Origin of the sequence: Mycoplasmopsis glycophila, from assembly GCF_900660605.1 — a bacterium.
Classification (GTDB): Bacteria; Bacillota_I; Bacilli_A; order Mycoplasmatales; family Metamycoplasmataceae; genus Mycoplasmopsis; species Mycoplasmopsis glycophila.
The window spans coordinates 126,772-148,318 of record NZ_LR215024.1 but is presented as its reverse complement, the minus strand read 5'-3'; the positions used below and the strand labels follow the sequence as shown (position 1 = coordinate 148,318).

The following is a 21,547-nucleotide window of genomic DNA, read 5'->3' as shown; positions in this document are numbered from 1 at the left end:
CTGTGACTAAAACTCCTTATTTATAGGGCTAAAAGTTTTATTTAGCTCTTTTTTAAAATTTTTATTCATATTCTTAAACAACTAAATATCAAAATTTTTAAATTTATATACTTTAGACTCTTTTCTGCTAATTTTTTTCAGGGTATGTGATTTAAAAAAACAGATAAAAAACACAAAAAAGACAGAAAGTTTTATTTCTGTCTTCTTTAAGATTGCGTATTATTTATCTTCTTCGTCTTTTTTTCTTCTCTTTGCAAGAATAAAGAATCATCATCAGAAGAATGGAAATAAACCAAGTGGAACAAGAAGTCATAATCAATTCTTGTTTCATCCTCTAAGTGGTTGCATTTCAAGAAGTTCTTTATTGATATTGGTTTGTCCTGTTATATCACCTAAGTTGTATGAAGTAATATCATTTAAAATCTTATCGCTGTCTGCAATAGCTTTTTGAATTGCTTCTTGTTGTTCTTTGGTGTATTTTGGGTATTTTTTACTATTAGTTAAATCAACTAATTGGTTTCTTGTATTAGTTAATTCTTGTACATCAACAAATTTGTTTTTTAACACATCATGTTTGTCTTTGAAGTTCGGTTCTTCTACTGAATTATCAATAACTTCTTTTCTTAAATCTTCTTTTGTTTTTTGAGGAAGATTTTCATTTTGATGAATGTCTTTAACAAGTTCTTCTTTAATCTTGATTTCCTCAAGATTATCATTTGTTTGATCATTGTTTGGAAGTTTAATTACTTCATCTACAAGTTTATTTTTATCTTGTTCTGTTAGTTTATCTTCTTTAGAATCTTGGTTTAATTTTGCAATTAAATCAGCTTTCGCTAATTCGTTTTCTAAATCTTTGTCAAAAGTTTCACTAGTTTCATCAAGTTCTCTAATATTTTTAGCAATCGAATCTTTTTGATCGTTAGTTAAATTATTGTTTTCTCTAACTTTCATGATTGCTTGTTCTTTTTTATCTATCTTGTTAGCAATATCATCGTAATTTGAGCTAGTTGGATCGTTTGATAAAACATCTTCTTTAAGTTGTTTTTTATCTTCATCTGTTAGAACGATATTAGACTCAATTTCTTTCATTTTAGTGATTTGATCTTTGATATTATCAATTTGTTTTTGATGTTGTTCTTGCGGTTGTTTGTTATCTAAATTAAGAACTTCATCAATAAAATGATTTTTGATTTTATCATTTAGTAAAGTATCATTTTGAATTTCTCCAATAACATCTTTCTTAACAATGATGTTACATACTTCATCATTGATTATTTCTGAATCATTTTCAATTTGAAGCGCTTTGTCCACAAGAATATCTTTAATATCATCACTAATTTTTGGATCTTTACGAATTTCTGTTACAAGATCGATTTTTTTCTCGATGTTATTTAGTTTTGTACTAAATTGATCATCATTAGGATTAAGCTCAATAATTTCTTTAATTAATTTAGCTTTATCTTCATCAGTAAGATCTTCACTAGTTTGACCTTTCACAATAAGATCAACTTTTTTCTTAATATTGTCTAATTTAGAATCAAAGTCAGGATCAGAGCTGTCTAATTCTGCTATTTCTTTAGCAAGAGCATCTTTTTGAGCATCAGTTAAATTATCATTTTGTCTAATTTCACTAATAGCTTCGTGTTTTTTGTCAATGTTTTTTGCAATATCTTGATAGTTCGTTTCGCGTGGATTATTATTAATTGCTTCATTAGCAAGTCTTGTTTTATCATCATCACTTAATGTTTCATCAGCATGAATTCTTTTAAGTTGATCAAGAATATTCTTAATATTATCAAGTTGCTGCGATGCAGATGGATCAGTGATTTTTGTGTTATCAACAAGTTCGATTAATTTAGCTTTTTCTTCATCTGAAAGATTTGAATTATTGATTGCTTCATATAAATCAGCTTTTTTATTAGCATTATCAATTTCAGTTTGAAGATTTTCTTTAGGTTGTTTATTATCAAGATTTACAAGTTCATCAATCAACTTATCTTTTTGTTCTTTAGTAATGTTCTTATCAACAATTTGATCAATTGCATCTTTTTTAGCTTTGATATTTTCAAGTTCTTTATCAGTTTCTTCTGTTCCGTTTTCAATTTCAATTACTTGATTAATTAGTTTATCTTTAAGTTCTTCATCAAGTTTGTCATCCTTACGGATTTCATCAATTAAAGTTAATTTCGAATCGATATCTTCAAGCTTATCTTTAAATTTAGGATCATCACTTGGAGTCTTAATTAATTGATTAATAAGTTTTTCTTTATCTTTATATGTAAGATTTTCATTGCTATCAATTTTCTCAAATTCTTTCATCTTATCTCTGATGTTGTTAAAAATTGTATCAGCACTTGTATCATTACTATCAACAGGATCTAGTTCTTCAAGAAGATGATCTTTTTGATATTCTTCAAGGTCCGAATTATTAATTTCTTTATATAAATCTGCCTTTTTATCAATATTTTCAAGTTGTTTCTTAAATTCTTCTGGATCTTGTTTGTTGTCAAGATTTAAGATTTCATTGATAAGATTTTCTTTTTGTTTGTCAGTTAACTCTGGATCATTTTTGATTTTTTCAATTGCATCTTCTTTAGCTTTAATATTAGCTAATTCATCATCAATTGTTTCAGAGTCGTTTTTAGTTTCATGAACTTGATCTACTAATTTTTCTTTTGTTTCTTCATCAATTTGATCATTTTGACGAATTTCTTCAATTAAATCAATTTTATCTTTGATTTTATCAAGTTTGTCATCTAACGTAGAACTATCTTTTTCAATATTAAGGATTTCATCACTTAATTTTTTCTTATCTTCTTTAGTTAAATTATCTTTATTTTGAATCTCGTTAATTAAATCTGCTTTATCTTTAATTTTTTGAATTTTTTCATCAATTTGATCATCTTTATTATCTAAATTAAGAGCTTCTTCTGCAAGAGCATCTTTTTGATCTTCAGTTAAATGATCTTTGTTTCTAATTTCTTCAACTAGATCTTTTTTAGCTTTTTCATTATCAAGAAGAGTTTCAAAGTTTTTATTTCTTGGATCAAGATCTGAAACATTTTCTGTTAACTTATCTTTATCTTTTTGTGTAAGAGTTGGATTGTCGTTAATTTCTTCATAGAAATCTTTTTTCTTGTTAATGTTTTCAAGAGTATCAGCATATGAATTTTTATTTTCTAATTCATTAGCTTTATCATCAACATTAGCATTAAGAACATCTTCAATTAGATCTTCTTTTTGCTTATCTGTTAATTTATCATTTGCTTTAATGTCTTTAATTAAATCTGCTTTATCAACTATTTTATTAAGCTCATCTTGGAATCTCTTAATATCTTCTTCATCAGTTGTATCTTCAGGATCTTTAACTTTCATAATTTGATCAATTAAAGCTTGTTTTTCCTCAGGAGAAAGGTCAGTGCCTTTAACTTTTTCAATTGCTAAATCTTTAGCATTTTTGAAGTTAGTGTTTCCATCAAGTTTGTTTGCAGCATCAATTAAATCTTCTTTTGCTTTATTAACAGCAGCAATATCAACATTAATTCCATCTGGATGTTCATTATTTCCAACTAAATCTTCAACTGCTTGACGTGCATTATCAAAGTTTCCTTTTGAAGGTTCACCAGCAGCTTTATATTTAAGATTATTTTCTTTATCGAGTTCATCTTGAATTGCTTTAGCTGTATCTTTTAAATCTTTCATTGCATCATCTAATGTTTTAGAATCGGCAACTACTTGATTTACATTAGCAATTAAGTCAGTATCTGGATCATTTACTTTGTCTTTTAATGCATCTTTTTGAGCTTTATTTAGATTTTCTAATTTGTCAATTTCACTAACTACATTTTCTTTAGCTTTAGCTAATTTTTCTTCACCTTTAAGCGCATCTTTAGCTGAGTTTAATTCATTGATTTTACCTTGAATTACTTCTTCATCTAAAATTGCACTTCCAGTTTCTTTAGTAACTAAATTGTTTGCATCATTATATGCGTTATCAAAACGAGTTCTTTCTGCTTCATCTTCATTTCTGTAATTTGAAGTATTTTTAACATCGCTCGCATTATTAACAGCATCTTTAAGTTCGCCCATTTTTGTATCAAGACTATTTGCAACTGCCGTTTCATTTCTAATAGCTTCCGGAGTTGTAGCTTTATCCATTTTTTCTTTAATAGCTGCTTTTTGAGCATCATTAAGATTTTCTAAAGCGTCAACTTTAGCTTCTTCTTCATTTCTAACTCTTGTAATGTTTTCTTCACCATTAAGTGCTTTAATTGCATCATTAATTGCTTTATTTACAGTTTCAAGAGCAGAAGCATCTAGTTTATTAGTTTGATTTGGAAGATCATTTAAGAATGTTTCACCAGCTTTAATTGCATTATTGTAATTTTCTCTTAAGTTTGCTTCTGAACCTGTATAGTTAATTTCTTTCTTAAGTTCAGGTGCATTAGCGATGTATTTATTAAGAGTATCCATTAAGCTATCAACTTTACCATTATTTGCATCAACTTCATTTACACCAGCAAGTGATGTTTGTTTATTGATTTGCTCTTTTGCAGTTTCTTTTTGTTCAGCTGTTAAGTGAGTATACTCTGGAGTAGTTCCTTCAATTTTAGCAATAGCATCTGCTTTAGCTTTAGCAAGTCTTTCCTCACCGTCTAAATCGTCTTTAGCATTGTTAAATGCTTCAATTCTCTTTTCAACAGCATCAAGGCTTAAGTTTGAACCATTTTCATCACTAAAATCTTTGTCTCTTGTAGTAAGAGCATTTTGGTAAGCTTGTTGTTTATTTTCGCTCGCTTCTTTATAATCAATATCTTCTTCATTAACTTTTGAAAGATTTTTGTATTCTCCCATTTTGTTATTTAATGTTTTAGAAGCTTCTAATTTACTATTTGCTTCTGAAGCTTCAGCATTAGTAATTTGATTTGCATAAGCATCTTTTTGAGCTTTATTTAGGTGTTCTAATTTATTAACTGCGCTAATAGCATCTAATTTAGCTTTTTGAGCTTCTTTAGCTGCATCGATTGCTTTTTTAACATTGATTGCATAGTCTGCATCACTTAGGTCAATTGCGGCTTCATCAATTTTAGCTTCATAAGTATTTCTTTCATCTTGAGTTAATAGACCAAGAGTTTTAAGTTCTTCTTTAGCATTAGTTTTAGCATATTCTAATCCGTTATTGTAAATTAGATCAATTGCTGTATCATCAGTTTCTTTAGGTAAATTATTAATTTTCCCAACTAAAGCAGCTTTTTGTTCTTCTGTTAATGTAGGGAAGTGGTCTTTAACATTGTTTCTTGCGACTTCTCTAATTCCATCAAGAGCATCTGTAGCTGTTTTTAATGAATCTTTAGCGGTATCTGCTTGACCAGCTAGGCTATTTAATAATTCTTCGTTTAAATTATCTAATGGATTTGCTTTTAGATTTTTAAGTACAGTTTCAGCATTAGTTAACTGTTCATCAACCGATTCTTTTCTATCTTGAGCATCGTTTGCGTAAATAGTAAGAGCTTGTTTTGCTTTTGTTGCAGCAATTTGTTTTTCAAGTTCATCAAGTGAAAGATTGAATTTTTTAGCAGCTTCAATAATTTTGTCTGCTTCTTCTTTATTTGCAGCATTATTTATAACTTCTTTGAGTTTATCTTTTTGATCTTGATCTAACTTATCAAGCTCATTAAGTACATCATCATATGCTTTTTTGTTTTCTTCACTGCTTTTTACAAGTTTTTCGTATGCTTCTTTTAACTCTTTTGTTTTTGTATCAATTGTTGATTTATCACTGTTTTGAGTAAGAACAGTTTTTAAAGTATCTAATTTTGCATCATAATCTGTACGAAGTTCTTCGTTAGCAAATTTGTATTTATCGGCTACTTTGTCTTTATTATAAGCATCATCATTTAAAGTTTCAACTGTAAGAGCAGTATTATTTGTTAATTCTTTAAGTTCAGTAACAATAGTGTTTTTAGCAGTTAACATTGAAGCATTTAAAGCATCTGCTTTATTAGATACTTCAGTTGTTCCTGAAGATAAAGTATCAATAATTTCTGTTTTTAAATCAGCTTTTTGAAGATCATTTAAATGTGGAAGGCCATCTATTTTTGTAATAGCTGTTTGTTTGTCATTATTTGAATCTTGCGCTTCTTTTAAAACAGTAAGTAAGTTTTTGTCTGGAGAAAGCGGATCAGAATTAGTGTCTTTTGTTGCATTATTAACTTTAACATCTAATAATCTAATATCTTCATCATTTAAGTATTTTGAAGAAGTAGTGCTTTTATTATCAGTGTGTTTATATCCGCTAATTATTTCTTTTGCTTTATTTTGCGCTTCTTGGAATGCTCTATTTAAGATGTCTTCCAATTTAGCTTGATCAGGGTTTTCTCTATCAAGAACTTCAACTTCTTTTAAGTATTCTTGTTTTCTATCTTGAGGTAAAAGCTGATCTGTGTAAGCATTAATTTCAGTTCTAATTGCTTCACGTTTTCCATCAAGTTTTGCAATAGCTTCATCTAATTTTGTAATTTCCTCATTTACTTTTGTTGTTTTTGCATCAAGCGAAGTAGCGTTTTCAGAATTTAAAGCTTCTTGTTTTAATGCTTCTCTTGCAGCTTTTGCTTGAACGATTACACTATCAAATGCTTGTTGTTTTGCACTTGTATCATTTGAGTAAATAGGATCTGCTTTTTTACCTTCGGCTTCAGCAATTTTTGCATCTAAATTAGATATCTTATTATTTAATTGTTCTGCTTTTGTTACAAATTCTTCTGCTGCTTCGTAAGAATCAAGAGTAGGTAAAGTAGTCTTAAGACTTTCTCTTTGAGCTTCTTCTAATTTATTTAAAGCACCAATTCTCTCTTTTAAAGCATTTAATTTAGTTTCACCATTTAAGGCATTGTAAGCTTCTTCTAAAGTTGTTTTAGCAGTTTCAATTGCTTCAATAGTTACATCACTTGTTTCAATTAAATCTGTAAGTTCTTGAATTTTGGTATCGAATGCACCTTGATTATCAGCTCATTTATATTTAAGCTCTTCTTTATTTACTTCTTTTGCTGGTAAGTAAGTTTCTTTAGTATCTTGAATCTTAAAATCTAAAGTTTCAGCTTTTGTTTGAATTTTTGAAGCTTCACTAGTTGATTCAGATTTAACTTCTTTTTCAAAATGTTGTATTTGAACTTCGTTTAAATGAGTTAATTTTTTGATTGCATCAATTGCATCTTGTTTAGTTTTATTATCTTCTTTAGCTTTAGTAATAATTTGATTTAAATTAGAATCAGGGCTAGTTGAATTACCTTTTTGTGCTTGATCTAATGACTGAATAAAACTATCTTTTTCATCTTGATTTAAGTTTGGTAAATCATTAATTATTGTTTTAGCTTTGTTTTGAGCCGCTTCAAAAGCGTCACTTAAGATCTTGTTAGCATCTTCAGTAGCAGGATCTTTTTGATTTAAAGCATTGATTCTATCGATGTATGATTTTTTGTCAGCTTCTGAAATTAAATCATTACTGTATGCGTTGATTTCATCTCTTAATGCTTGTCTTTTTCCATCAAGTTTGTCAATTTCATCATTTAATGCGGAAATGCTCTGATCAATTGGAGTTTCTTTTGCATCTAACTGAGTAGCATCTAAATTACTTAAATCTTCTGCTAAATAATTTCCTAAAGCTGTTTCAGCATTAGTGATTGCGGTATCAAATGCTTGTTGTTTTTCAGTTGTATCTTTTGAATAGATAGGATCTACTTTTTTGTCTTTAGCATCTTGAATTTTTGCTTTTAATGCACCTACTTTATTATCTAGTGATTTTGCAGATTCTACAAATATTTCACCATTTTCATAATTATCAATAGTTCCAAGTGTTTCTTTAAGTTTACCTTTTTGAGAATCACTTAAGTGGTTAAGTTCACCAATTTTAGTTTTTAACTCATCTAATCTATTTTCACCATTAAGTGTGTTGTATGCATTTTCTAAATCTGTTTTAGCAGCTTCTATTTGTTCTTTTGTAGCTGTATTTGAATTAATTAAATCATTTAATGCTTGAAGTTTGTTATCAAATTGTTCTTGATTATCAGCTCATTTGTATTTAAGATCATTTTTCTTATTAGCCATATCAGTAGCATATTGTTTAGCTACTGGAATTTCAGTGTTTAAAGCATTAGCTTTAGCTTCAATGTCAGTAACATTAGCTACTGGCTGTGCTTTAATTTGTCTTTCAAATTCTTCTTTTTGACCTATAGTTAAGTTAGGTAACGCTTTAATTCTATCAATTGCATCTTCTTTAGTTGTATTATCATTTGAAGCGTTTGTAATAATTGAACTTAAATTACTATCAGGAGCATTTGAAGCACCTTTTACTGCTGAAGTCATTTGTTGCTTGTAAGCATCTGTTTCAGATTTAGTTAAATTACTTAAAGCGTCAATTTTTTCTTTCGCTTTTTCTTTAGCTGCATCAAATGCTTCATTTAAGATCGCTTCACCTTCACTTGCTTGGAAATCTTTTTGATTTAACTTATTAATTTTTTCTAAATAAGTGTTTTTATCAACTAATAAATCATCTTGGTAAGCATTAATTTCATCTCTTAATGCTTGTCTATTTCCATCGAGTGCATTAATTGCACTATCTAAAGTCTCGACACTTGTGTTAACATCATCTGTTGTGCTCGAAATTGTTTCGGCAGTTGCATTAGTAAAGTCTACTTTAGAATAATTCTCTAAATCTTTTTTAGCACTTTCAATTGCTTTATTAAAAGCGGATTTTTTATCAGTAGTATCGTTTGAGTAAATTGGATCATTTATCTTAGATTCAGCATCTATGATTTTGTCTTTTAACTTACCAAGATTTACATTCAAGTCATTAGATTTTTTAAGAATATCTTTAGCAGTTTCTAAATTATCAGCATTTTCAATTAGATCTTTAATTTGATTTTTTTGCTCTGGAGTTAAGTTATTTAAACCATTAACTTGGCTTTTAAGATCGTTAATTTGATCACCACCATTAAGAGCGTTAAAGGCTGCTTCTAAAGCTGTTTTTGCACTCTCAATTTCATCTTTAGTTACATTTGCTTTACTTAATAATTCTTTAGCTTTATCTAGCGCTTCATCATATTTGGTTTTAAGCTCTGATTCAGCTGATTTATATTTATTAGCCGTTTTGCCTGCATCAAACATATTTTCGGGAGTTAAGTTATCATTTTTGCTTAATTCTTTAAGTTCACGTAATGCTTCATCTTTTAAAGCTTTAACTGAAGCATCAAGTGCAACAGCTTTATCTTTAATAGCTGTAGCTTGATCGTGTGAGCTAGATTTAACTTCATTAACTAAAGTTTGTTTTTGATCATCGGTTAAATTATCTAAATCATTAATTTCTGTAATTGCTGTATTTTTAGCATCATTTCATTCTTGAGCTTTATCTAAAATATCTTTAACACTATTATCGTGTTTTTCGTATTTATTTACATTTACAGCAGCAGAATCAACATTTTCTTTTAACTCATTTAATTCATTTTTAGTTAAGTTTGGATATTGATTTTGAGTTAATTTAGATTTACCTTCTGTTTGAGTTTTACCAAAGTATTTATCTAAAAGAGTTTTACGTTCATCATTTGTAGGTTTTTTGTTTTGTAACTTATCGATTTCTTTTTTGAGCTCTTCTATTTCATTATTAGGTAAAACATCTCAATTACTTAAATCGTTCTTAAGATCTTCTTTATAACCATTTAAGTTATTTTGAGCTCCCTTTAAAGTAGATGTAGCATTTGTTGCTTCTCTAGCTATACCTTCTAAATCTTCTTTTGATGAACTTGTTAAATCTTTACCTTTAAGTTCATTTAATTTATTTTCAGCAACAGTAATTGCGTCATCGTAAGCTTGTTTGCTTGTTTCTGTATCTTTAGTATAAAGATCATCAGTTGCTTTAAAAGTATTCGCAGCATCAATTGCATCTTTTAAATTACCGATTTCAGTGTTAAGTTTTTTAGCAGCTTCAACGATTTCTTTAGCTTTTTCTAAAGTATCTGCTTTATCAGCATTTATTTTAAGATTTTTAATTTGAGTAGGGTTTAAATTAGTTAATTTACCTAACTCTTCTTTTAATTTATTAAGTTCAGCATCACCATTAAGGGCATTAAATGCATCTTGTAAGTTTGATTTAGCTTGATCAATTTGACTTGTTATAGCATCAACATTTGAATTTGCAATTAAGTCTTTTAAAGCAGTTAATTTTGAATCATAAGCAGCTTTTTTACTTGCTTCTTCAAATCTATATTTGCCGGCTGTGAAATCAGTGTTTGCTTTATCTTTAGATTGATCATATGTTAAAGAATTTGTGTTAGATAAAGTTTTAATTTCTGAAACAATTTCAGCTTTAGCAGTAGCAATTTTTCCATCAAGTCCAGTTGCACTATTTTGAATATTGACAGCTTCAGAAGTACTGTTTGTTTGAATTTTCTCAATGAATTTAGCTTTTTGGTCTACGGTTAAATTAGTTAGCTTATTAACTTCTGCAATCGCATTTGCTTTAGTTGTGTTTCATTGCGCAGCTTTATCCAAAATAGCTTTAACACTATCATCATGTGTTGCATCTTTAGTAGCATTTACTTGAGCTTTAGTAACTTCGCCTTTTAATTGATCTAATTCATCTGTACTTAAGTTTGGATATTCAGTATCAATTAATTTAGCTTTTCCAGCCTCTTGAGCTTTAGCAAAGTACCCATTTAAAAGATTAGTGCGTTGTTCATCTGTAGGTTTTTTGTCCGTTAAGTCTTCAATAGCTTGTTTAAGCTCTTTAATTTGTTCTTCACTTAAAAGTTCTCAATTACTTAAATCGTTTTTAAGATCTTCTTTATAACCATTTAAGATCTCTTTAGCATTTTCTAACTCTGTTTTAGCGTTTGAAGCTTCATTTTCAAATGATTTTATGTTCTCTTTAGTTGAAGTTGTTAAATCTTTAGCTTTAAGTGCATCTAATTTATCTTGAGCAGCTTTGATTGCATTATCATAAGTTTCTTTGTTTGATTCTGTATCTTTAGTGTAAAGCTCATCGCTAGCTTTGAGGTTATTTGCTTTTTTGATTTCTTGATTTAAAGCACCAATTTCGGTATTTAAAGTTTCAGCAGCAGTAACAATTTTTGCAGCATCTTCTAAAGTATTAGCTGTATTAATATTATTTTTAAGTTGCTCAATTTGATTATTTGGAACAGAATTGCTTAAATTGTTTAATGCATCGATTTTTTCTTTTAATTTCTTAAGTTCCTCATCACCATTAAGATCATCATATGCTTGTTTTAAGTTTGTTTGTGCTTCTTCGATTTGAGTTGCCAAAGTATCAACTTCTTTGTTTTCAAGTAAAGCTTTTAAAGTAGCTAATTTTGTATCGTAATCTGATTTGGTTGCAGCATCTTCGAATTTATATTTACTTAAGATAAAGTCGCTATTTGTTTTTGTTTTTGCTTGATCGTAATCTAATGAACTTGAATTCGTGAGTGTTTGAACTTCCTTGACAATCTTTGCTTTTACCACAATAATCTTGTCATTAAGAGTTTGAGCATTAGCCTGAATGTTTGCAGCTTCAGAACTATTGCTTAATTTAATTTTCTCAATAAATTTATCTTTTTGAGCACGAGTTAAATCACTCATTCCTTCAATTGCTTGGATAGCATCTTGTTTAAGTTTTCTTGCCACTTCAGCTTTTTGAATTTCTTCTTTAAGTTTTGTATCTGGATTAGTAGAGCTTCTTCCTGATTTAGTTTCAGGTTTGTTTATTTCATCAGTAAATGTCTTTTTCTCTTCGTTTGTTAAAAGATCTAAACCATTAACTTTGTTTTCTGTAACTGTTTTAGCAGCATCAAATGCACTATCTAAAATTATTTTTGCTCTAGTAGCATCTGGACTCACTCTATTTAAACCATTTATTTCGTTTAAATAAGTTGTTTTATCTGTAAGTAAATCATCACTGTATGCATTTATTTCATCTCTTAATCCTTGTCTATCACCATCAAGTTTGTCAATTTCATCATTTAGTGTAGAAATATCATCTGTAATAGTTGTATTTAATGAATCTAATTTACCATCGGCATCGAATGTTTGTGCTTTGTAATCTTCAATTGCATCTTTTGCTTCTTGAATAGCGTCGTCAAAATCTTCACGTTTTGTTTGTGTATCGCTTGTGTAAATTGTTTTAGCTTTTTCAGCTTCTGCATCAGCAATTTTATCTTTTAATGATTGAATAGAATTATGAACATTTTCAGCTTTAGTTGCAATTTGTTTTGCAGCTTCTAAATTATCAGAATTATCTAATAAAGTATTGATTTCTGTTTTTTGTGTTGGAGTTAAGTTATCTAATCTACTTACTTTTGTTTTAAGCTTATTTAGCTCAACATCTCCATCAAGTGCATTATAAGCATCTGTAAAGTTAGTTTTTGCTGCATTAATAGAACTTGTTGTAGCTAATGGGGTTGATTTTTGAATTTCACTTAATAAGTCAGTTAATTTTGAATCATATTCATTTTGGTTAGTTGCAAATTTATATTTTGGTTTGCTTTTTGCATTACTTGGTATGTTTTCAAAAGCTAAATTAGTATCTTGTGCTAAATCTTTTTCTTTTTCTAAAGCTAATCCTTTTGCTTCAGCGATTGCTTGATCAAGTTGTTTTGCAGTAGTAAGAAGTTCTTGTGTTTTAGCAAGTGGCTCAGATTTAATCAATTTGACGAATTCAGCTCTTTGATTATCTGTTAAATGATGATATTCTGTTTGATCCGTTTTATCATTTATCTTATCAATTGCTTGTTGTTTTTGTTTATTTATTGTTGTAGCTTCATTTAAGGTTTTAACAACAGAATCATCATATTTATCTGCATTAATGTTAAATGGAGTGTCAGTTTCTGAATCAATTTTTGTAGCAATTGCATTTAATTCGTTTGCATTAAGGTTTGGAAATTCAGTGTTAGGGAAAGGAGTGGTTGATAATCTACTTTTTGCTTTTGATTTAGCGGTTCCGAACCCTTCTTTAACAATTTCTTCTTTTTTAGTGTCGTTAAATTCATCTTTCGCAATAGTATCAACTTTAGAAATTAATGTATTCTTTTCACCTTCTTCTAATAAATTTCATTTTGCTGCAAGATCTTTTTTGAATTGTTTTCTAACACCATCTAAATTATCAATCGCAGTTTGAAGTTCTGATTCTTTTGCATTTAATCCACTTGCTTTTGATTGTAAATCGCTTGCACTAGAACTTTCTAAATTATTTGATTTAAGAGCTGATAATGTTGTTTCAGCTTCGCTAAGAGCATCATCAAAAGGTTTTTTATTATCTTCGCCTTGATAAATAGGTTGCACTTTAACTTCTTTTGCTTTTGTAATTTTCGCTTCTAATGTGGCAATTGCATCATTTAAAGTTGTTGCATTTGTGACAATAGCTCTTGCATCAGCTAATGAGTTAGCATCAGAAACTAATTTTTTAAGATTATTTCTTTGATCTGTGTTTAAATTAGTTAAAGATTCAATTTTAGCATGTAATGCTCTTTCATTCTCTTCACCATTTAATGCATCAAATGCATCCAAGAACGGTTGTTTTAATTTTTCTATTTCAGATTTTTGAACATTATCTTTTTCAATTGCAGTTTTAATTTCTGTTAATTTAGCATCATATGCAGTTTGTTTATCGGTATCTGCGAGTCTATATTTTTTATCATTTTTAGAAGCATTAAACATATTTTCGTATGTTAATGTTTGATCATCTGCTAAATCTTTTTGTTTTTCTAACACAACTTTTTTAAGATCTTTAATTGCACCATTTAATTCAGTTGCAGCAGTTTGATTTTGTGCAGCACTAGCAGCAACTTGATTTTTAATACTATTAACAAAAATAGCTTTTTGACCTGCTGTTAATGTATCAAGACCGTTAATTGCATTAATTGCATTTTGTTTAGTTGTATTATCTTGAGCAGCTTGATCTACATAATCTTTAAGTTTTTTGTCGTATTTTTCACCTGTTGTTTTTATTACTGTACCTGAATCAACAAGCCCTTTATAACTATTTATTTCTGAAGGGTTTAAATTTGGATAAATATCTTGAGTAATTTTTGTTTTAGCAGTAGTTTTTGCTAAATTAAGACCTTCATTTAAGATTGCATTAACTTCATCATCAGTAGGTATTTTACTTGCGTTATTTACTTTATTTTGTAGCAATTCAACTTGTTTAGCAGTTAAGTATTCTCAGTTATTCAATGATTTTTTAACTTTGTTTCTGTATCCATCTAAAGCATTGATTGCATTATTTAAAGTTGTTGTTTTTGTTGCAACTTCACCAGCTTTATTTTCGATTTGAGTTGCATTTAAATTACTTAAACTTTGGTTTTGTAAAGCTGTTAATTCTGAATTTGCATTACCTAAAGCTGTGTCAAAAGTTCCTTGGTTTGTAGTTGTATCTTCTGTGTATGCTTCAGTAGTTTTAGCAAGGTCTGCTTCTCTTATTTTGCCTTTAAATTGGCCAATGTTATCGTTAAATAATTTACCTTTTTCGTAAATCTTTTGAGCATCTTCTTTTGAACTTGACGCATCAACTAAGTTTTTAAGATCTTGTTTTTGTGTAGTAGATAAATGAGTTAATTGATCTATTTTTGAATGTAAATCATTTTTATTTACAGTTCCATTTAATGCTGCGTATGTACTTTCTAAATTACTTAAAATTGTGTTTACTTCAGTTTGGTTTTTATTTTCACCACTTGTTTTGTTTAAAAGATCTTGAGCAGCTTTTAAAGCTTGATCATAAGCAGTTTGTTTATCTGAATCAGATAGTTTGTAATTAATTGCTGTTTTTGCAGTTTTATCTTGATCATTACTTAATGAATTATTAGGTATAAGAGCTTTTAATTGTTCAATAACTTTATCATGTAAATTGCTCATTGCTTGATTTAATTGTTGAACATCATTAAAGACAACATTTGCTTCTGCAAGTGTTGATTTAGCACGAATATTTTTAACAACTTCTTTTACTTGATTATTGTTTAATGAAGTATATTGAGTTTGAACACCATTTGATAATTCTCAAATTTTAGCTTTTTCTTCAATAGCTTCTAAAGCAGAAATTGAGTTAGCAGTATTTGCTTCACCTTTTAAAGTTGTTTTTTCAGAGTCAGCTAAAATTTTACTATCACTAATGTATTTAATAACTTGGGCTCTTTTTTGTTCAAGAAGTGTTAAAAATCCAGTTTCTGTTAAATTTTTAGAAGTTGAAGATTGAATATCTTCTAAAGTTGATCTAGTTGATTGGATTTTGTATTCAATAGTCAAGGTTCCGTCATTATCATTTGCTGTTTTTGTTACAAAAACAACTTTTGCATTAGAACCATTTGCTAAATCATTAAATTGAGTTACTTCAGATTCTGCAACATGACTTGGAAGGCGTTTTGCTTTGTTATTAATTGCTGTTTTTAATGTTGCTTTGAAAGAAGCGAAAATTGCATTAAGGCGATCTTGCTCGGTTTTGAATTTGTTAGTAGTTGTATTAACAGTTGCACCTCTTTGTGCTATTTTAACTTCTGGTAATTGTTTTGATTTAATTACATAATTTACTACTAAACTACCATCTCTATCATTTGGTTCAAATAAAAGTGAAACTAATTCTTCTGTAGTAGGGTTAAATTGAACATTTTGAACATTATTAACAACTTGAATTTCAGTAGCGAAATTAGAAGTATTAATTTCGCTCGCAAGGTGTGTTTTGTTATGTAAATTATTGAATTGTAAGTTTAAAGCATTTAAACGAGCTTTTTCTCTTTCTGCATCTGGTTTAAATCCCGTAATTCAATCAGATGTAGATCAGCTTGATTCAGTTGATTCGCTATTATTTGCAGGAACACTACTTGCATTTGAATAGCTATATAAATCATTATAAGTTTTTGATTGAACAATATAGCTAACTTTAGCTTTACCACCAGTAATTATCGGATCAGTTTCAGCTATTTTCTTAATAATAATATTTACGTTTTGATATTGAGATTTATCAACTGCACTAAATCCACTTAATTGTGCATTATTAACTAAAACTTGATCTTTTCCAGCATAATCAAATTTATTTGCTTGTGTTAATGTAGTAGCAATATCATTAATTCTTTTTTGCTCTGCGTCTTTTAATTTAGCTTCATTTAATATACTTGTAAAGTCAGTGTCATTTTTGTATAAAACATTAGCTTTAGTTGTCACTAAGCTACTAATTTGATTTTTGTAGTTATCTTTTAAATCTGTTGGTAAGTATTGTAAAGCTTGAATTGTAGTTTTAACAGCTTCAGCAGCTTTACTGTAAACACGATCAGATATGTTTTTTAAGAACTTATTAACTTTTTCTTGATCATTTGATTCTTGCATTACTAATGAATCAGAAGGAGAAACTACAAAATTATTTAAATTATGTGATTGGCTATTTTCATAAAAGGCATTTAAATCACCAAAATAATCAGTTCTTTGGTTGCTTGTACCAATTCAATATTTTCTAAGTTCTTTTTTAGTTAAATATGAATATTTTTCAAATTCTTCTACTAATTTAGCTCCGTTACCAAATGATTTATTTAATGACTCTACTAATGATGCTAATTTTGTTTCATAATTAGTTTTGATTGTAGAAATGTTTTTTAAATTCTCAGGAACGTATTTAGTATTATCATCTTTTTTATATTTATTTGTAGCATCAGAAAAAATGTTATTTGAATCTGTAGTAGATGTTCCTATAAGCTCTTTAAATAATTCATTTCAAGCACTTTCGTGTTGATTGAAAGATTCTCTAAAAGAATACCCTTTTCATAAAGAGCTTATATCATTGCCATTTAAATTTTTAAACTTTTGTAAATAATCATATAAATAATATTTTTTAGGTTGGTTTGCATCAATATTTGCATCTGTTAAATTATCTTTTAATCTTTTTAATTGACCATTAATAACTTTTGATTTATCATAAATTAATTCAGCTGTGTCAATTGAGTTTTTTAAGTCATTAAGTTGAGCTCAATAATTTGTATCATTAATTCATTTGTTTGTTCATTGTGCTTTAACAGCATCTAAGCTAGCTGCCCCATTAGCTCCAAAAACAGTAGGAGTTAATTTACCAAGTTCTGTTTCTGCAGTATTTTTAATTTCATTTAAAAACTTAGTAAATCTTTGTTTATTGTATGGAGATTCTTTAATTACATCATATTGCTCTATCGAAGTTTTGTATGCATTAATTCTAGAATCACCATCTAATTTTTCAAGAATTTTGATTGTGTTTATATAATTATTAATTGCATTTAATGAACTAGTTAAAAAAGTTAAAGGTTTAAAAGTTGTGTATTCATTTCTTTTTAAAAATCCATCATTATTGTTGTTAAATGAACTTTTGAAAGAACCAACTTCTCAATAAGTATTTAAAACATTAATAACTTGTTGTTTTTTATCATCAGAAGCAAATATGAATTTGCTTTTATTATCTGTAACGTAATTAACGATTTTATTATAAGCTTGTTCCACATCTTTTTGAGCTTTATCATGCTTATCAATTTCAGCTTTAAGATTGTCATAATTTGATATTGAATAATAATTATTTTTATCAGCTCTATTTAAAATCAAATTTTTATAATAATCTTTTTGACCTTTTGTAAGTCACTGTTTTGACTCAATGTGTCTTCTAAGTTTTTCATAATCGGTGTAATCTCAAGTTAAAGTTTGATCCACATAATCTCTGTATCTAAGTTCATTGCTAGCTTGGAATTGCCCATTATTAGCTAAAGTAGGTTTTCATTTCTTTTGATCTTCTTCAGTACCTAAAGTGGCTTTTAAAAATAATCAATCGTTTGTTCACTTGTTTAATTCATTATTGTAACTATAAAGTTTTTCCGGTTTAATTGTGCTAGGTTCTAAAATAAGACTATTTCTTGTTTTAAATGATTTTTTGTTTGTCGAATTTTGTAAATATGTTCTATTTACTGTTAGATAATTTCTATCTGCTTCTAAAATATTATTTGCAGAAGAATTTCCTGCTCTATAAATTTGTAAACTTGCAGAAGAAGGGATTTCTTCACTTTCATCTACACCTGAACTTAATTCTTCTCTGGTTATAAATTTAATATTTGTTGTTTCTGTTCTATCACTATGACGAATAATACCATTTGATCAAAAATATCTATTATCATAATCTTTACCAGTAACATCATTTTTGTTTTGTGGAGTCATGCTTGATACACCAAAAAATGACTCACCACTAGAGTTAAAGTCTATCGGAACTGTACCATCATCAAAAATATTAGGTTTTACTTCAAATTCAATATCCATAACATACTGTTTTGAAGGGTCTAATTGGTTAGAATACACAAGAAGTAAGGCTCCACCATTTTTGTTTAAAACATTATATGGTTTTCCTGAACTAGCATTTCTTAAATTTCTTAAAGAATCTACATTAAGATATCAAGTATCATAAGGTTGTCTGTCTAAATATTTGTTAAAAAGACCTTTACTTCAGTTTCAAGGTTCTTTGCCATCTCTTCATTTGCTTCATGTAGAAGATCAAAGCGCTTTTTTATTTTCATATCTGTTATGAATTAAATAATTACTAATATTTGTATTTCTAAACCTATCAATAGCCAATTTTCTACTTTCTAAAGTATCTCTCGAATCACCTCCATATTGACTATTAAGAAACTTATATCCGTTATTTATTTCAATATCGTCCCTAACATTGCTTTTCATACTTGGAGCTTCTGAATAAACAGGATGATAAACTAAACTTCAAATTTTTGGATTATTTATAGGAGTACTTATGCTTGTATTAATACTTCTGAATCTATTAATAATGTTTTGTGTACCATCTGTGTTTTCAGTTTCGCTAATTGTGAATGATTTTTGTTCATAAAATTCACTTAAATTGTTCTTATTTCTAAGGTTTATGTTTAATTTACCAGTTAAGGCCATATCTTTTGATAAGTAGATTGCTCCAACAAGATAACCTTCTTTTCTGGCAGCTACATCACCATTAAATCTTACTAAGTATTTTTTGGATATATTAGGATTTTGAACATCAGAATCTGATCATCAAGTTGTGCTTGTAGAATTTATGTCTCAACCATTTGATAATTTTGTAGAATCAGTTAAATTAACAGGATCAAAATTGTCACCTGAAGCATTGTGTAATTGAATGAAATTATCTAAATCACTTGATTGATTTTGATTTGTAAAGCTTTTCGATCAATCATCCTCAATATCTGTATGAATCTTGTATCTAGAAGTTCAAAACAAACTTGTAGTATATTTTCCATCATAAATAAAATCATTCACTTGATCCATTCCACCATTAGGTTGATTAGGTGAATTTACTATTGTATTACCAGATAAAGGTAAAATAGTTAACGAAGCAGTTAATGGCATCGCTAGCGCTAATGTAAATTTCTTCATTGTCTTCTTTTTCATAAATTCCTCCAACTTTAAACTAGTATTTTAACTAAAGTTAAAATATACAACCAAATTTCAATTTGTTTTATAAAAAAAATTATACAAAAGTAAAAGAAACAATTAAACACCAAGAAGACTACCACATAGCGCTAAACGTTTTTTTTTTTTTTTTTAGAAGACTAAAATCCTATTTTTATCAAAAAAGTGAAAACATTTTTGTTTTTTCAAATTGTCTTTTGTTGCGTTCATTTTAAAACATAAAAGTTTCTAAAAGTACTGAATTTTTGTCGTTTTCTTGTTTATTTCGAAAATAAATAAAAAACATTTATTATAATATAAAAGTAATCAAATAAAAGGATGATTTTATGTATTTTTAGAGGAAAAAATGGACAAAAAAAATTCAGTATTATTCGGTATGGAAAACTCACTTAAATTGGCTGAACAAGTTTCGAATTTAGTTGGTTTACCATTATCAAAAGTAAACAAAACAGTTTATGCCGACGGAGAAATAATGATGGTTTCGGAACCTACCGTTAGAGATAAAGATGTTTTTATTATAGCTTCAACATCTAGACCTGTTAATAATAACATCATGGAACTTTTACTCTTTTTAGATTCACTTAAAAGAGCAAGTGCTAAAAGTATTACTGTGTGTTTAAGTTACTATGGTTATGCAAGACAAGACCGTAAAGCTAGCGGAAGACAACCTATTGGAGCAAAATTAGTTGCAGACTTATTACAAGTAGCAGGAGCAACAAAAGTTGTTTGCGTTGACTTACACAACCCTTCAATCCAAGGTTTTTTCAACATTCCAGTGGACGATTTAAAAGGTCAATATCCGCTTGCTAAAGCTCTTAAAAAGATGAAAGAAAAATTCACAGTTGTATCGCCTGATCATGGTGGAACTGTGCGTGCTAGAAAATTAGCAGAATTAATCGCTGATACAGTTAAAATTTGTATTATTGACAAAAGAAGAATTGGTGTAAATCAAACCGAAGTTATGGGGTTAATTGGTGATATTGAAGGCCAAAATGCAGTTATAGTAGATGATATTATTGATACAGGTGGAACTATTTTAAAAGCTGTTGATACACTCAAAAACAACGGAGCTAAAAAAGTTATCGTTGCGGCTACTCACGGTATTTTCACTAAAGGTTTTGAGATTTTTGAAAACAATCCTAATGTTGAAAAAGTTATTGTTACAGATAGTATTGATAATTATGAATTATCTAAACAATTTACAAAATTAGAAATTGTATCATTAGGTGAATTTTTAGGTAAAGTTGTAAATGCTTCTTTAACAAGAGGAAGCATTTCAAATGTATACAACGAATTAAAAGAAGAAATTAAAAATTTATAAATCATGTATTGCTTTTCTAATTTGCTAGATTTGAAAAGCAATATTTTTATATAAAATGATAAGCGAGTTATTATGTTAAAAAAAGAAATAGTTAAACAAATGTGTGTAGAACATTCTTGAGATTTTGCTCTTTTTGAAAAATATGCTGATTTAATTGAAGAAAAAAATAAAGTAATGAATTTAACAGGTTTTTCTGGTGAAAGATTGTGAGAAGAAGGTATTTTAGAATCTTTACTATTTATGTTAGAAATTACTAAAGATTATTCAAATAGTGAAGGCTTTTCAATTTTAGATATCGGAGCTGGAGCTGGTTTTCCATCAATTCCTTTTGCTCTTACAAAACCAAATGTAAAATTTACAATTTATGAACCTATTCAAAAAAGGGTTAATTTTCTCAATGAAACAGTTGAAAAATTAGGACTACAAAATCAGGTGAAAGTTTTTGCAAAAAGAGTCGAAGAAGAAAAAGAAAAAAATCTCTTTGATATAGTAACAGCACGTGCTGTTAGTGATATTCGAAGCTTATTAATGGCAGGTTTTCACACTGTTAAGCTCAATGGAAAAATGTCATTATTAAAAAGTATTAACTACCAAAACGAACTAAAAGAAGCACAAGATATTCTTGATAAATTAAAAACTAAAATAGAAATTATGCCCTTCGATCATGATTTCTTTGAAAGACACAACGTGATTGTTGAAATCCAAAAATTAAGAAGCACACCTAAAGAATTCCCATATTTATGAAAAGATATCAAAAAGAAAACACAAAAAGGAAAATAATTA

At 28.2% G+C, this 21,547-nt stretch carries 3 protein-coding genes; 2 read left to right on the top strand and 1 reads right to left on the bottom strand.

Going from position 1 to position 21,547, the window contains the following annotated elements:
• Positions 1–219: 219 nt before the first annotated feature.
• Positions 220–19,422, bottom strand: a complete 19,203-nt coding sequence (locus tag EXC46_RS00445; RefSeq protein ID WP_027333765.1) for a GA module-containing protein — start codon at positions 19,420–19,422, stop codon at positions 220–222.
• A 367-nt stretch (positions 19,423–19,789) separates the two neighbouring features.
• On the opposite strand from EXC46_RS00445, the gene EXC46_RS00440 reads away from it, so the two are divergent.
• Both EXC46_RS00440 and rsmG read left to right on the top strand, forming a co-directional pair.
• Positions 19,790–20,764, top strand: a complete 975-nt coding sequence (locus EXC46_RS00440) for a ribose-phosphate pyrophosphokinase (RefSeq protein ID WP_027333698.1) — start codon at positions 19,790–19,792, stop codon at positions 20,762–20,764.
• 72 nt (positions 20,765–20,836) lie between these two features.
• Complete coding sequence (gene rsmG / locus EXC46_RS00435; protein ID WP_027333697.1) at positions 20,837–21,544, top strand: 16S rRNA (guanine(527)-N(7))-methyltransferase RsmG; 708 nt, start codon at positions 20,837–20,839, stop codon at positions 21,542–21,544.
• Positions 21,545–21,547 lie beyond the last annotated feature (3 nt).